The organism is Paraburkholderia steynii (assembly GCF_900100565.1).
Classification (GTDB): domain Bacteria; phylum Pseudomonadota; class Gammaproteobacteria; order Burkholderiales; family Burkholderiaceae; genus Paraburkholderia; species Paraburkholderia terrae.
In genome coordinates, this window is sequence record NZ_FNDI01000028.1 from 1 (window position 1) to 14,724 (window position 14,724).

A 14,724-nucleotide genomic window follows, 5' to 3' on the forward strand; every position below is an offset into this window, starting at 1 on the left:
CAGGGATGCCAGTACACCAGCAACGCTTTCCGGGCCTTCCTCGGCAAGAACCGCATCACACAGAGCATGAGCCGCAAGGGCAACTGCTGGGACAACGCAGTGGTAGAACGCTTCTTTCGAAGCCTGAAGACGGAGCGCGTGAGACTACGTCCATACCCTGACTATCTCACTGCAAAGTCCGATGTCACCGATTACATCGTGACGTTCTACAACCACGAGCGGCTACATTCGGCGGCCGGCAACATGCCGCCCGCCGAATATGAAGTAACCAGCAAGAAAAGAGGGAAAGCAGAAAAAGTGTCCAGGATTACTTGACCACTTCATGCCGCCCCGCACAGGGGCGACGCTTGAAGCACGCTAACAAAACGCGGATGCCAACGAAAACACGAGCAAACCAAGCCAAACCGTCCGCGCCACGAAACCAAACCGCGGATGCCAGCAAAACCACAAGCAAACCACCCCAGCGTCCGCAGACAAAAAACCCCTACTTAGGCGCTATATCCCTCCGCACTCGCCTGATGTGCTGCTCGACATAAAACGCAGCCGCGTCGGCATCACCATCAACAATGGCCTCATAGATCAACCGATGCTCAGAAACATAAAGCCTGATCCGCCCAGGATCATGAATCCCATCATCCTTTAGCCGTTTCCACAAAGGCTGATCCATCGCCTTAGCCACTTCATCGGCGATCTTGACGAGCAGGGCATCGCCCGTCATCACAGCAAGCTGCCGATGAAACAAACGATCGCTATCGTTCCATAGCGCGCGCTGCACGGCATCGGAGACATCGTCGATCGAATCCATCTGCGCAAGGTAGTGCTCGGCAAGCTCGTCACGCTGCGCATTGGCGGCCGCGCGGCGCGCGATGGCAGGCTCCAGGATCAAGCGGACGTCGAGCGCGGACGTAGGGCTGAAGTCAGCGTCGCCTGAGACATCGCCAGAAGCGGGCGCCGCCGCCAACCGCTGCAACGCGTCCGCGCACACGTAAGTGCCCGAATTGCGCCGCGTAACGACCAAACCCTCGTTCTGCAACGCGCCCAGCGCCTCCCGCACGGCAGGCCGTCCAACGCCAAACCGCGCCGCGAGATCGCGCTCCGAAGGCAACCGCGCTTCAGGCGCAAACTGCCCGTTGCGGATGTCGCCGCGCATGCGCTCCGCGACCTGCTCGTAAATCTGCTTCGGGCGAAACGCGCGTTCCAGTGCGAATGAGGTCGAGGCCATGGATAGATACCGTGCGACAGATGACAGTGTGATGTGTGCCAGGTTCAAACCAGTTTGACGGATAAATTTTGAAACTGGTTGATCGCTAACCAAAGCTGGTCTACATTTCGATCCAGTATAAAACAAAGATGATGGAGCGAGACAATATGTTGGACAGGCAACGACCCGAAGCTTTCTTGCGAGGAACGAACGCATCATGAAGCTGAACCGCATGATCAGCACGGTCGAAGTGCACACGGGCGGCGAACCGTTCCGCATCGTCACGAGCGGGCTGCCGAAGATGCCCGGCAAGACCATCGTCGAGCGGCGCGCGTGGCTCAAAGAGCACGCCGATCATCTGCGCCGCGCGCTGATGCTGGAGCCGCGCGGCCACGCCGACATGTACGGCGGTTATCTGACCGATCCCGTCACGGAAGGCGCGGACTTCGGCATCATCTTCGTTCACAACGAGGGCTATAGCGACCATTGCGGCCACGGCGTGATCGCGCTGGCGACAACGGCCGTCTCGCTCGGCTGGGTCGAGCGCACAGAGCCGGAAACGCGCGTCGGCATCGATGCGCCTTGCGGCTTCATCGAAGCATTCGTCAAATGGGACGGCGATCACGCCGGCAGCGTACGCTTCGTCAACGTGCCGTCGTTCATCTGGCAGCGTGACGTGAGCGTCGAGACGCCGACTTTTGGCACCGTGCGCGGCGACATCGCGTTCGGCGGCGCGTTTTACTTCTACACATCGGGTGAACCGTTCGGACTCGATGTGCGCGAAAACCAGGTGGACCGGCTGATCCAGTTCGGCGCCGAAGTGAAGCGCGCGGCGAACGAGGCGTTCAAGGTCGAACATCCGCATATCCCCGAGATCAATCACATTTACGGCACGATCATCGACAACGCGCCGCGTCACGCGGGCTCGACGCAGGCCAATTGCTGCGTGTTCGCCGACCGCGAAGTGGACCGCTCGCCAACGGGCTCCGGCACGGCGGGGCGGGTCGCGCAACTGTATCTGCGCGGGCAACTGGGCAAGGACGAAACGCTCGTCAACGAGTCGATCATCGGCACGGTGTTTCGTGGGCGTGTGTTGTCCGAGACGAAGCTCGATCGCTTCGACGCCGTGATTCCCGAGATCGAAGGCGACGCGCATATTTGCGGCTTCGCGAACTGGCTCGTCGATGAGCGCGATCCGCTGACGTATGGTTTTCTGGTGCGCTGAACGCGCAAGGAGCAGCCCCGACATGAGCAGCACGCCGATTTTCGACGCCGCCGGCACGGCGCGCCTGATTCCGTTTCGCGCGCTCGTCGACGCGCTGAAGACAGCCGCCGCCGACTACGCGGCCGGACGCGTCGCGAGCCCCGAGCGGCTCGTCGTGCCGCTGAACGACAACGGCATCATGCTGTCGATGCCCGCCGCGGCCTCCGATCTCGCGATCCACAAGCTTGTCAACGTCTGCCCGCGTAACGGCGAGCGCGCGCTGCCGACCATCCACGGCCAGGTGATGGCGTTCGACCCGGACACGGGCAAGACGCTGTTCATTCTCGACGGGCCGACCGTCACGGGACGCCGCACGGCCGCGATGACGATGCTCGGCATCGAGACGCTCTCGCGCGACGCACCGAAAGACATTCTGCTGATCGGTACGGGCACGCAGTCCGCAAGCCATCTGCGGGCGATCGGCGAGTTGTATCCGGAGGCGCGCGTGCGCGTGCGGGGCACATCGGTGGCGCGGGCGCAGGCGTTCTGCGACGCACAGCGAGGCACGGTGCGTGATCTGCAAGCCTTGAGCGAGGCGACGATTCCCGATTCCGTCGATACCGTCATCGCGCTGACGACGAGCCGTCAGGCCGTCTACGACGAGGCGCCGCGCGCGGGACGGCTCGTGATCGGCGTCGGCGCGTTCACGCCGCAGATGTGCGAGATCGGCGCGCGCACGCTCGCGGGCAGCTCGCTGTATGTCGACGATCTCGCGGGCGCGAAACACGAAGCGGGGGACTTCATCCAGGCGGGCATCGACTGGTCGACGGTGACGGGCATCAAGGACGCGCTGGCGAGCCAGCCATCGTTCGATACGGCCATCGTATTCAAGACCGTCGGCTGCGCGGCGTGGGATCTGGCGGCGGGGCGTGTTGCGCGGGCGGCGCTGGGCGCGGGTTGAAATTTCGCAGATCCCTTGTTGCCGCAGACCGGGTGAAAGTGAGAAGCGAAACGAACGTGCGTGCCGTGTCACGACAGTAAGCGTGCAAACAATCCTAAAACGTTGCAACATAGTCGTCTCGCGCAAACCTGCCCGATTTCAGCGCTGCCTGAAAGGTTGGTCCGGGCGGGCTTGCGTATTTCCCAGCAGTTAATTTTTGCGACCGCGCTATGACGACTTCCACCGCTCCTGCTTCGCCGGACCGCCCGCTCGACATGATCATTTTCGGCGGCGCCGGCGACCTGTCAGCCCGCAAGCTGCTGCCCGCGCTGTATATGGCGCATACGCACGGCAATTTGCCCCCCGAAACGCGCATTCTCGCAATCGGCCGCCGCGAATGGGTGCGTGACGACTATCTGAAATGGATGGACGAGCAGAGCCGTCCGTTCATCGAATCCGGCGCATATGAATCGGGCGCATGGGATCGCTTCCTGTCGCTGTTCGAATACGTGCGCGTCAATGTCGACCAGGCCGCCGATTACGAGCGCCTTGCCGAGGCATCGCGCCCGAATGCGCTGCGCGTGTTCTATCTGTCGACGTCGCCGGAACTGTTCACGACGATTTGCGACAACCTCTCATCGCACGGTCTGCTCGACGAGTATTCGCGCGTCGTGCTGGAAAAGCCGCTCGGTCACGATCTGGCGTCGGCACAGGCGATCAACGATTCCGTCGGCAAGCATTTCTCCGAGCATCAGATCTACCGGATCGACCACTATCTCGGCAAGGAGACGGTGCAGAACCTGATGGTGCTGCGCTTCGGCAACGCGATCTTCGGGCCGCTGTGGCAGGCGCCGTATATCCGCAGCGTGCAGATCACGGTGGCGGAGTCGGTCGGCGTGGGCACGCGCGCGGGCTTCTACGACCATACGGGCGCGATGCGCGACATGGTGCAGAACCACTTGCTGCAACTGCTTTGCATCGTCGCGATGGAGCCGCCCGTTTCGCTCGACGCTGATGCCGTGCGGGACGAGAAGCTGAAGGTGCTGCGTTCGCTGCGTCCGATGACGGCCGAGGACATCTCGCGCGATACGGTGCGTGGGCAGTACACGGCGGGCGCTGTCGGCGGCGAGCCGGTGAAGGGTTATCTGGAAGAAGCGAACGTGCCCGCCGATAGCCGTGCGGAAACCTTTGTCGCGTTGCGCGCGCATATCAACAACTGGCGCTGGGCGAACGTGCCGTTCTATCTGCGCACGGGCAAGCGGATGGCGAAGAAGCTGTCGGAGATCGTGATCGAGTTCGCGGATCTGCCGTTTTCGATCATGCCGAATAGTCCTTGTGGTCCGCGCAACTGTGGGAACCGGTTGGTGATCCAGTTGCAGCCGAATGAATCGATCCAGCTGCAGATGCTTGCCAAGGAGCCGGGTAGTGGAATGCGGACGTTGCCCGTCAATCTGAATCTCGATCTGGAGCAGGCGTTCACGAGCCGTCGCGCGGAAGCGTATGAGCGTCTGTTGATCGACGTCGTGCGTGGCAGGCTCACTCACTTCATGCGCCGCGATGAACTGGAAGCGGCATGGACGTGGGTCGATCCCATCATCGAAGCGTGGAAGCGGAATGGCGACAAGCCGAGGGGCTATACGGCGGGGACGTTCGGGCCGGGGGCTTCGACGGCGATGATGGCGCGGGATAATATGGTTTGGTCGGAAGAGTCGTAGGACTTTCGGGTCAAGCGGTAGTACGCGAAGGCGGAGAGAATGATGCTCTCCGCCTTTTTTCTTTTGCGGAGAACTTTGAAAGAGAGAAAGTGAGGTGCGGGCTAGCCTCATTTTCTGTAAGCAGATGGCATTGGGTTCTCAAGCAGAAGCAGATGATCAATGCTGGTTTCGACGCAGGTACTTGCCTGCCGTCCGTTCCAGGATGGTAATCAGTTCCGGCTGCATGAAGGTGTATTTGTCGGGGATGTCGAGACAAATGATCTGTTTGCTCTTGAGCGAGGTGCCGAATTTTTTCGACAATCTGGCCTTATGCACGCGTTCCATCACAAAGATCATATCGGCCCATAAGACTTGCTCCATCGAGACAATCATCGCTGCGTCAGGAGCGAGACCCGCGGAATCCGTTTCAACACCGGGCCAACTGGAAAACAGTGCCTCCGCTGTAGGACTTCGCAGACGATTTCGGCTACAGATGAATAGTGCTCGCATCGAATGCCGCCGATATTAGGCGTGCTTCTATCAGGTGGATAAGTACGGTTTCCGCTTGCCTGGTCAATTTAGTCAATTCCTGAACTCTTATCAGGCAACTGAGCAATTTGAAAGCGTGTCAAACATTGCGGCCATGTTGCCGCTACACCGTTTGATGCAATCATTACGAAGCGGTTGAAGGCGCGATCGGCAATTCGGATCTGGCTTTTTCCAACATTCTCGACAATATAGTCGAGCGCCTGTTCTGACTGTAGAAAATCGCCGATCGTCCGGCGAATGTGAATGAGCAGACAATCGGACTCAATCGTAGAGAGTATTTTTCCGAGCAACTCACGATCGACAGTGCCATCTCGAAAAAGATGTATCCACTCGCACATGACCAGATCAATTTTTGGGAAGTGTTTCTCAAAGAGCGAGTGGACGCGTCTTGGATTCATGTGGTGATAACGAAGATCTCGCTAGCTGTGCGGTTGAATTTATTGCTTCGCATCTTGTACTGGAAAAACTGTCCTGCCGACTTCAATCGGGCGGGTGCCGATTCTCGCAATTTGGGCTGTGCGGCGCAAGCGTTGCGTTTTGCCGTACAGCGCTTACGACTCGCTAATAACCGGACAACCCAGTTCGTGATCGAGATCAAAACACATCCACCCTCCCCGGAAACGTCTCCTCATAAGCGACCGCCGCGTCCCCCTCAACCGGCGTTCCCCCACGCTGCTCTCTAAACATCACAGGCGGCATCCCAAACTCCTTCCTGAACTCCCGCCCCAGGTGCGACGCATCAGAAAACCCGCAACTCGAAGCGATATCCGCGACCGTCCGATCCGAACTCGTCAACAACCACGCCGCCGTTCTCAACCGAACCTGCTTCGCAAACGCCTGCGGACTTTTCCCCGTCTCTGCCTTGAACAGCCGTTCAAGCTGCCGCGGCGACAGATCCAGCTTGCAAGCCAGTTCCTCCAGCGGCAACGTACGCCCGACATGTTGCTCCATCAACAAAATCGCGCGCTTGACTTTGGGATGCGTCGCCGGCTCCAGCCCAGGCGGATGCGGCTGCGGCGCATTCCCTTTCTGCATTTCGCCGACAAGCAGAATCCGCAGCGCCTTTTGAACGGTCGCCGTCTCGAAGTGACGCAGCAAAATCGCCGCTGCCACATCGATCGAAGCCCGTCCTCCCGAGCACGTAATCCGTCGACGGTCGATCACGAACAGCCGGTCTGCGATCAGCGCATCCGAATTGACGGAAGGAAAGCGCTCGACGAAATCCCAGTAGTGAAACCAGCTCACGCAAATCCGGTGCTCGTCGAGCACGCCCGCGCGCATCAGCGCGAACACGCCCGTGCAGATGCCGACCAGCGTCGTAGTTCCGCGCGCCGCAGCACGAATGAACTGCAAGGTCTCGTCGTTCGCCTGCGGCCCTGAATGCAACAGCCCGCCGACGACGACCACATAGTCGAACGGCTCCGCATCGGCGAATGTCTCCCAAGGCGTGATCTGGATGCCGCAACTCGCGCGCACGGGCGCGAGCGTGTCGCCGATCACGCTCCACGAGCAGCGCACGGGCTTGCTGTAATCGCCTTCGTCGGCGGATAGACGCAGCATGTCGACGAAGCCGGAAAACGCCGTCAGCGTGAAGTTCGGCAGCAGGATGATGCCGAAGCGGATGCGCTCTTTGGGCAGCGCATCGATGGAAGTCAACGGTAGCGAATCAACGATGGTCATGGCGCGATGGCGCAGTGGTCCGGCAAGTTCAATCGGCTGATAACAAAAAAGCGAAACCCAAACGCGCCCGCACGCGGGATAACCCTAGCGTCGCCGATTCGCGCTTGCGGCTCTTGTCCTTTTCCGACACCGACTTGCGCAGATGCGAAGCGCGTTCATCCCCGCGTGGCTTGGGCTCCGGCGGATCGACCCGGCGACCGGACTTGCGTTTTTCCGTCACTGAGTTGCGGAGAAACGAAGTCCAGGCGCCATCTGGCGTCGCCATCCCACGTCGATGCCGTTTTTGTTCTATCGGCGGATTTTACGCTTTGGTGTACTGGCGTCACTGCGGAGTTCACGCGTTTCCGCCCACCTACCTGAGCAAGGTTTCCATGAACGTCAGCGTTTTCGACCTGTTCAAGATCGGCATCGGCCCATCGAGTTCGCACACAGTCGGCCCGATGATCGCCGCCTGCCGCTTCGCTTCCCATATCGAGGACGCGAACCTGCTCGCGTTCGTGCGCCGCGTGAAAGTCGAGCTGTACGGCTCGCTCGGCGCGACGGGCAAGGGCCACGGCACCGACAAGGCCGTGCTGCTCGGCCTCGAAGGTCATCTGCCCGACACCATCAATCCCGACCTGATCGAACCGCGCCTGGTCGATATCCGCAAGGGCAAGCGCCTGTCGCTGCTCGGCAAGCACGAGATCGGCTTCGACGAAAAGGAGCACATCGCGTTCTTCCGCCGTTTGATGAGCGGCACGGGCAGCGTCGTGCATCCGAACGGCATGCGCTTCCAGGCCTTCGACGAGAACGGCCAGCTGCTCGTCGAGAAAGAGTATTACTCGGTCGGCGGCGGCTTCGTCGTGAACCGCGAAGGCGATCGCGTGAACGGCGTGCGCGCGGGCGGCGAAGTGCCGTATCCGTTCCGCACCGGCGACGACCTGATGCGCGTGTGCCGCGAAAGCGGCCTGTCCGTCGCGCAGGTGACGTTCGCCAACGAATGTGCGTCGCGCGCCCCGGAAGACGTCCGCGAAGGGCTGCTGACGATCTGGCGCACGATGGCCGCCTGCGTCGAACGCGGCTGCAAGATGCACGGCGAACTGCCCGGCCCGATGCGCGTGAAGCGCCGCGCAGCCGATCTCACCGTGCAACTGCGCACGCATTCGGAAGAGTCGCTGCGCGATCCGCTGTCGATGCTCGACTGGGTCAACCTGTATGCGATGGCCGTCAACGAAGAGAACGCTGCCGGCGGCCGCGTCGTCACCGCGCCGACCAACGGCGCAGCGGGCGTGATTCCCGCCGTGCTGCACTACTACGTGAAGTTCGTGCCGGGCTCGAACGAAAACGGCATCGTCGATTTCCTTCTGACGGCGGCCGCCATCGGCATCATCTACAAGGAAACGGCGTCGATCTCGGGCGCGGAAGTGGGCTGCCAGGGCGAAGTGGGCGTTGCGTGCTCGATGGCGGCAGCGGCGCTCGCGGCCGTGATGGGCGGCACGCCGTCGCAAGTCGAGAACGCCGCCGAAATCGGCATGGAACACAACCTCGGCATGACGTGCGATCCCGTCGGCGGCCTCGTGCAGATTCCGTGCATCGAGCGCAACGCGATGGGCGCGATCAAGGCGCTGAACGCATCGCGCATGGCGCTCAAGGGCGACGGCCAGCACTACGTGACGCTCGACAACGTCATCAAGACGATGCGCGAAACGGGCGCCGATATGAAAACGAAATACAAGGAGACGTCGCGCGGTGGTCTCGCCGTGAACGTCATCGAATGTTAATGGTAACGCGCAACGAGGGGTCTGCAAGATGAGCCGCTATTCGATATTCAGTCTGTTCCGCAACGGGTTGTCGTATCACGAGAACTGGGAGCGACAGTGGAGAAGCCCGGAACCGAAGAAGGAATACGACGTCGTGATCGTCGGCGGCGGCGGGCATGGTCTTGCGACGGCGTATTACCTTGCCAAGGAACACGGCGTGAAGAACGTCGCGATTCTGGAGAAGGGCTGGATCGGCGGCGGCAACACGGCGCGCAACACGACAATCGTGCGTTCGAACTATCTGTGGGACGAATCGGCGGCGCTGTACGAGAAGGCGATGAAGCTGTGGGAAGGTCTGTCGCAAGACCTCAACTACAACGTGATGTTCTCGCAGCGCGGCGTGCTGAACCTCGCGCACACGCTGCAGGACGTGCGCGACACCGAGCGCCGCGTGAATGCGAACCGGCTGAACGGCGTCGATGCCGAATTCCTGACGCCCGAGCAGATCAAGGAAATCGAACCGACGATTAACCTGAATAGCCGTTATCCCGTGCTCGGCGCATCGATTCAACGTCGTGCCGGCGTCGCGCGTCACGATGCCGTTGCGTGGGGCTTCGCACGCGGTGCGGATCAGGCGGGTGTCGACATCATCCAGAACTGCCAGGTGACGGGCATTCGCCGCGACGGCGGCCGCGTGACGGGCGTCGATACGGTGAAGGGTTTCATCAAGGCGAAGAAAGTCGCCGTCGTCGCAGCAGGCAACACGACGACGCTCGCCGACATGGCTGGCATCCGTCTGCCGCTCGAAAGCCATCCGCTGCAAGCGCTGGTATCCGAGCCGATCAAGCCCGTGGTCAACTCGGTGATCATGTCGAACGCGGTTCACGCGTACATCAGCCAGTCCGACAAGGGCGATCTGGTGATCGGCGCGGGTGTCGATCAGTACACGGGTTTTGGCCAGCGCGGCAGCTTCCACATTATCGAAGGCACGCTGCAGGCGATCGTCGAAATGTTCCCGGTGTTCTCGCGCGTGCGGATGAACCGCCAGTGGGGTGGCATCGTCGACGTGTCGCCGGATGCGTGCCCGATCATCAGCAAGACCGACGTGAAGGGTCTGTACTTCAACTGCGGCTGGGGCACGGGCGGCTTCAAGGCGACGCCGGGCTCGGGCTGGGTGTTCGCGCACACCATTGCCAACGACGAACCGCATCCGCTGAACGCGGCGTTCTCGCTGGACCGCTTCTATACCGGCCATCTGATCGACGAACACGGCGCTGCTGCCGTGGCCCACTGACCGCACTTTCCTGGAAACCATCATGCTGACAATCGAATGCCCGTGGTGCGGTCCGCGCGCCGAGTCCGAATTTAGCTGCGGCGGCGAAGCCGATATTGCACGTCCGCTCGACACCGACAAGCTCACCGACCGCGAATGGGGCGAGTACCTGTTCATGCGCAAGAACCCGCGCGGCGTGCATCGCGAGCAATGGATGCACACGCAGGGCTGCCGACGCTGGTTCATGGCGACGCGTGACACCGTCACCTATCAGATTCAAGGTTACGAAACGTTCAAGATGGGCAACACGTCCGCCGACGCACAAGAGGGCAAAAAGCAATGAGCCAGAAGAACCGCCTCGGCGCCGGTGGGCGCATCAACCGCGCGATTCCGCTGACCTTCACGTTCAACGGTCGCACGTATCAGGGCTTTCAGGGCGATACGCTTGCGTCGGCGCTGCTCGCGAACGGCGTGCATTTCGTCGCACGCAGCTTCAAGTATCACCGCCCGCGTGGCATCGTCACGGCTGACGTCGCGGAACCGAATGCCGTCGTGCAACTGGAGCGCGGCGCATACACGGTGCCGAATGCGCGCGCGACGGAAATCGAGCTGTATCAGGGGCTCGTTGCGACCAGCGTGAATGCCGAGCCGAATCTCGAGCACGACCGCATGGCGATCAACCAGAAGTTCTCGCGCTTCATGCCCGCGGGCTTTTACTACAAGACGTTCATGTGGCCGGCAAAGTTCTGGCCGAAGTACGAAGAGAAAATTCGTGAAGCGGCGGGTCTCGGCAAGTCGCCCGAAGTGCTCGATGCCGATCGCTACGACAAGTGCTACGCGCATTGCGACGTGCTGGTGGTCGGCGGCGGCCCGACGGGTCTTGCGGCGGCACACGCGGCGGCCGTGAGCGGCGCGCGCGTGATTCTCGTCGACGATCAGCGCGAACTCGGCGGCAGCCTGCTCTCGGGCAAGACGGAGATCGACGGACGCGCGGCGTTGAGCTGGGTCGAGAAGATCGAAGCGGAACTGTCGCGCATGCCGGATGTGACGATCCTGTCGCGCAGCACGGCGTTCGGCTATCAGGACCACAACCTCGTCACGGTGACGCAGCGTCTGACGGACCATCTGCCCGTGTCGATGCGCAAGGGCACGCGCGAACTGCTGTGGAAGATCCGCGCCAAACGTGTGATTCTCGCGACAGGCGCGCACGAGCGTCCCATCGTGTTCGGTAACAACGATCTGCCAGGCGTGATGATGGCGTCGGCGGTCTCGACGTATATCCATCGTTTTGGCGTGTTGCCGGGCCGCAATGCTGTCGTGTTCACGAACAACGACGCGGGCTACCAGTGCGCGCTCGACATGAAGGCGTGCGGCGCAAGCGTGACGGTCGTCGATCCGCGTGCCCAGGGCAGCGGCGCATTGCAGGCGGCGGCGCGGCGTCATGGCGTGAAGATCCTCAACAACGCGGCCGTGATGACGGCGCACGGCAAGCTGCGCGTCACGTCGGTTGAAGTGGTCGCGTATGCGAACGGCAAGACGGGTGCGAAGCAGGCGGACCTGCCGTGCGATCTCGTCGCGATGTCGGGTGGCTACAGCCCTGTGCTGCATCTGTTCGCGCAATCGGGCGGCAAGGCGCACTGGAACGACACGAAGGTGTGTTTCGTGCCGGGCAAGGGCATGCAGCCGGAAACGAGCATCGGCGCGGCAGCGGGCGAATTCAGCCTGGCGCGCGGTCTGCGTCTTGCCGTCGATGCGGGCGTCGAGGCGGTGAAGTCGATCGGTTACGCGGTGACGCGTCCGCAAGTGCCGCAGGCCGCGGAAGTCGCCGAGTCGCCGTTGCAGCCGCTGTGGCTGGTCGGCAGCCGTGCGGAAGCGGCGCGCGGCCCGAAGCAGTTCGTCGATTTCCAGAACGATGTGTCGGCGGCGGACATTTTGCTGGCGGCGCGCGAAGGCTTCGAATCCGTCGAGCACGTGAAGCGTTATACGGCGATGGGCTTCGGCACCGATCAGGGCAAGCTCGGCAACATCAACGGCATGGCGATTCTTGCCGATGCGCTCGGCAAGACGATTCCCGAAACGGGCACGACCACGTTCCGTCCGAACTACACGCCCGTGACTTTCGGCACGTTCGCGGGCCGCGAACTCGGCGACCTGCTCGACCCGATCCGCAAGACGGCAGTGCATGAATGGCACGTCGAGAACGGCGCAATGTTCGAGGACGTCGGCAACTGGAAGCGGCCCTGGTACTTTCCGAAGAGTGGTGAAGATCTGCATGCGGCCGTGAAGCGCGAATGCCTCGCGGTGCGCAACAGCGTTGGCATTCTCGATGCGTCGACGCTCGGCAAGATCGACATTCAGGGGCCCGACGCGGCGAAGTTGCTGAACTGGATGTACACGAATCCGTGGAGCAAGCTCGAAGTCGGCAAGTGCCGCTACGGCCTGATGCTCGATGAAAACGGCATGGTGTTCGACGACGGCGTGACCGTGCGCCTCGCCGACCAGCACTTCATGATGACCACCACGACGGGCGGCGCGGCGCGCGTGCTGACGTGGATGGAACGCTGGCTGCAGACGGAATGGCCGGACATGAAGGTGCGCCTCGCGTCCGTCACCGATCACTGGGCGACGTTTGCCGTCGTAGGTCCGAAGAGCCGCAAGGTCGTGCAGAAGATTTGCAGCGATATCGACTTCGCCAACGAGGCGTTCCCGTTCATGTCGTATCGCAACGGTACGGTCGCAGGCGTGAAGGCGCGCGTGATGCGGATCAGCTTCTCGGGCGAGCTTGCCTACGAAGTGAACGTGCCGGCGAACATGGGCCGCGCGGTGTGGGAAGCGCTGATGGCAGCGGGCGCGGAGTTCGATATCACGCCGTACGGCACGGAAACGATGCACGTGCTGCGCGCGGAGAAGGGCTACATCATCGTCGGCCAGGATACGGATGGCTCGGTTACGCCGCACGATCTCGGCATGGGCGGACTGGTCGCGAAGACGAAAGACTTCCTCGGACGCCGTTCACTGGCGCGCTCGGATACCGCGAAGGATGGGCGCAAGCAGTTCGTCGGCCTGCTCACCGACGACCCGCAGCTGGTGCTTCCCGAGGGCAGCCAGATCGTCGCCGGTCCGTTCCAGGGCGACACGGCGCCGATGCTTGGACACGTGACGTCGAGCTACTACAGCCCGATTCTGAATCGTTCGATCGCGCTCGCCGTGGTCAAGGGCGGCCTGAACAAGATGGGGCAAAACGTGACGATTCCGCTGGCGAGCGGCAAGCAGATCGCCGCGAAGATCGCCAGCCCCGTTTTCTACGACACCGAAGGAGTGCGTCAACATGTGGAATGAAGCTAGGAACAATGCACCGGGCGCAACATCGGCTGTCGCGAACCGGGTGGCGGGACAACCGTGGCAGGAGTCGCCGCTTGCTGGTGTCGGTGAACTGGTGAAGAAGCATGTGGCCGCGCCGTCGAAGAAGTTTCATCTGCGCGAAAAGGCGTTTTGCGATCTCGTGAATCTGCGGGGCGATGTGGGTGATGCCGGGTTTCTCAGCGCAGTCGAAAGCGTGACGGGTTGCCGTCCGCCCGCGAAGCCCAATACCGTTGCGCGCGGCAATGGCTATGACGTGCTGTGGCTCGGGCCCGATGAATGGCTCGTGCGATCGCAGCAACCTCAGGCGCCTGTTGCCGAGGACAAGCTGGTCGAAGCGCTGCAAGGGCAGTTTGCTTCGGCGGTGGATATCGGCAGCGGCTGGACGCTGCTCGAAGTGAGCGGCGAGAAGGTGCATGACGTGATTGCGCGCGGCTGTCCGCTGGATCTGCATCCCCGCATTCTTGCACCGGGGCAGTGTGCGCAGAGTCATTACTTCAAGGCGTCGATCGTGCTCGTGCCTGTTGCGGATGATGCGTATGAGATCGTCGTGCGCCGTAGTTTCGCCGATTACTTCGTTCGTATCATGCTCGATGCGGCTGAGCCGCTGCTGTCGTGAAGCCGTTCGAGGAGCCGTTGGCGGCTTATATGCGTGCTGCTTCTGATGCGCGTGGCACGGCTAGAGGCAAGGGCTGGCGTGTGTTTATCGATGAGCTTGTCGTGGCGACGCGAATTGGTATTCATGCGCATGAGCATCTTGCGGCGCAGCCTGTCGTGATTGATGCGAGTCTTTCTTATCGCTGCGAGCCTTCGGAGGAGGGTTCGCACGCGATGATCGACTATGAGCGGTATTGCAATCGCGTGAGTGAGTTTCTTTCTACGAAGCCGCATACGCGGATGCTGGAGACGCTTGCTGTTGAGATTGCTCTGCTTTCGTTCGCGGAGTGGCCTGCGCTTGAAGCTATTACGCTGGCTTTGCATAAGCCCAAAATTCGTGAGGGCACGAAGCGGATTGGGGTTGAACTGGACTGGACGCGGGGCGATTTTGAAGCGCATTCGGCTTCGGCTTCGGTTTTGGGCTGAA

General features: G+C 61.6%; 15 protein-coding genes. 10 read left to right on the forward strand and 5 right to left on the reverse strand.

Translation table 11 applies throughout. The features are described from left to right. On the forward strand, positions 1 to 315 hold a 315-nt coding region (locus BLT65_RS35890; protein ID WP_143036547.1), incomplete at its 5' end, for an integrase core domain-containing protein. A 169-nt stretch (positions 316 to 484) separates the two neighbouring features. Here the strand turns inward: BLT65_RS35890 and BLT65_RS35895 are convergent. Next, complete coding sequence (locus BLT65_RS35895; RefSeq protein WP_091787263.1) at positions 485 to 1,222, reverse strand: FadR/GntR family transcriptional regulator; 738 nt, start codon at positions 1,220 to 1,222, stop codon at positions 485 to 487. Between the two features lie 196 nt (positions 1,223 to 1,418). On the opposite strand from BLT65_RS35895, the gene lhpH reads away from it, so the two are divergent. The 3 genes from lhpH to zwf all read left to right on the forward strand — a co-directional run bounded on the left by lhpH (position 1,419) and on the right by zwf (position 5,060). Further along, positions 1,419 to 2,426, forward strand: coding sequence for a trans-3-hydroxy-L-proline dehydratase (gene lhpH, locus BLT65_RS35900; protein WP_091787267.1), 1,008 nt, complete (start codon positions 1,419 to 1,421; stop codon positions 2,424 to 2,426). Positions 2,427 to 2,448: 22 nt separating this feature from the next. Beyond that, positions 2,449 to 3,366: a bifunctional Delta(1)-pyrroline-2-carboxylate/Delta(1)-piperideine-2-carboxylate reductase gene (gene lhpI / locus BLT65_RS35905; protein ID WP_091787270.1), complete on the forward strand. Its 918-nt coding sequence runs from the start codon at positions 2,449 to 2,451 to the stop codon at positions 3,364 to 3,366. Positions 3,367 to 3,575: 209 nt separating this feature from the next. Further along, positions 3,576 to 5,060 carry a glucose-6-phosphate dehydrogenase gene (gene zwf, locus BLT65_RS35910; protein WP_042313903.1) on the forward strand — a complete coding sequence of 495 codons (1,485 nt, stop codon included), beginning with the start codon at positions 3,576 to 3,578 and terminating at the stop codon, positions 5,058 to 5,060. A 156-nt stretch (positions 5,061 to 5,216) separates the two neighbouring features. Here the strand turns inward: zwf and BLT65_RS35915 are convergent, their stop codons facing one another. From BLT65_RS35915 to BLT65_RS35930, 4 genes are all read right to left on the reverse strand, one after another. Beyond that, a complete protein-coding gene (locus tag BLT65_RS35915; RefSeq protein ID WP_091787273.1) occupies positions 5,217 to 5,549 on the reverse strand; it encodes a low molecular weight protein tyrosine phosphatase family protein in 333 nt (110 codons plus the stop codon). 68 nt (positions 5,550 to 5,617) lie between these two features. Then, positions 5,618 to 5,986, reverse strand: coding sequence for a hypothetical protein (locus BLT65_RS35920; protein ID WP_143036622.1), 369 nt, complete (start codon positions 5,984 to 5,986; stop codon positions 5,618 to 5,620). 196 nt (positions 5,987 to 6,182) lie between these two features. Further along, on the reverse strand, positions 6,183 to 7,268 hold the full coding sequence (locus tag BLT65_RS35925; protein WP_091787278.1) for a GlxA family transcriptional regulator: 1,086 nt from the start codon (positions 7,266 to 7,268) through the stop codon (positions 6,183 to 6,185). 28 nt (positions 7,269 to 7,296) lie between these two features. Next, the gene (locus tag BLT65_RS35930) at positions 7,297 to 7,533 is read right to left on the reverse strand and encodes a hypothetical protein (RefSeq protein WP_091787281.1); all 237 of its coding nucleotides are present in this window, start codon (positions 7,531 to 7,533) and stop codon (positions 7,297 to 7,299) included. A gap of 106 nt (positions 7,534 to 7,639) precedes the next feature. Between BLT65_RS35930 and BLT65_RS35935 the strand changes: the two genes are divergently transcribed. From BLT65_RS35935 to BLT65_RS35960, 6 genes are read left to right on the forward strand one after another with little or no spacing between them, the layout of a single operon-like run. Then, positions 7,640 to 9,028 carry an L-serine ammonia-lyase gene (locus BLT65_RS35935; RefSeq protein WP_091787284.1) on the forward strand — a complete coding sequence of 463 codons (1,389 nt, stop codon included), beginning with the start codon at positions 7,640 to 7,642 and terminating at the stop codon, positions 9,026 to 9,028. Positions 9,029 to 9,056: 28 nt separating this feature from the next. Beyond that, positions 9,057 to 10,301 (forward strand): sarcosine oxidase subunit beta family protein, encoded by a 1,245-nt coding sequence (locus tag BLT65_RS35940; protein WP_042313915.1) that lies wholly within the window; start codon positions 9,057 to 9,059, stop codon positions 10,299 to 10,301. 22 nt (positions 10,302 to 10,323) lie between these two features. Continuing rightward, positions 10,324 to 10,623, forward strand: a complete 300-nt coding sequence (locus BLT65_RS35945; RefSeq protein WP_042313995.1) for a sarcosine oxidase subunit delta — start codon at positions 10,324 to 10,326, stop codon at positions 10,621 to 10,623. Beyond that, positions 10,620 to 13,619 (forward strand): sarcosine oxidase subunit alpha family protein, encoded by a 3,000-nt coding sequence (locus BLT65_RS35950; RefSeq protein ID WP_091787287.1) that lies wholly within the window; start codon positions 10,620 to 10,622, stop codon positions 13,617 to 13,619. Before BLT65_RS35945 ends, BLT65_RS35950 begins: the two co-directional genes overlap by 4 nt. Continuing rightward, on the forward strand, positions 13,609 to 14,259 hold the full coding sequence (locus tag BLT65_RS35955; RefSeq protein WP_091787291.1) for a sarcosine oxidase subunit gamma: 651 nt from the start codon (positions 13,609 to 13,611) through the stop codon (positions 14,257 to 14,259). Before BLT65_RS35950 ends, BLT65_RS35955 begins: the two co-directional genes overlap by 11 nt. Then, positions 14,256 to 14,723, forward strand: a complete 468-nt coding sequence (locus BLT65_RS35960; RefSeq protein ID WP_425273189.1) for a dihydroneopterin aldolase — start codon at positions 14,256 to 14,258, stop codon at positions 14,721 to 14,723. Before BLT65_RS35955 ends, BLT65_RS35960 begins: the two co-directional genes overlap by 4 nt. Position 14,724 lies beyond the last annotated feature (1 nt).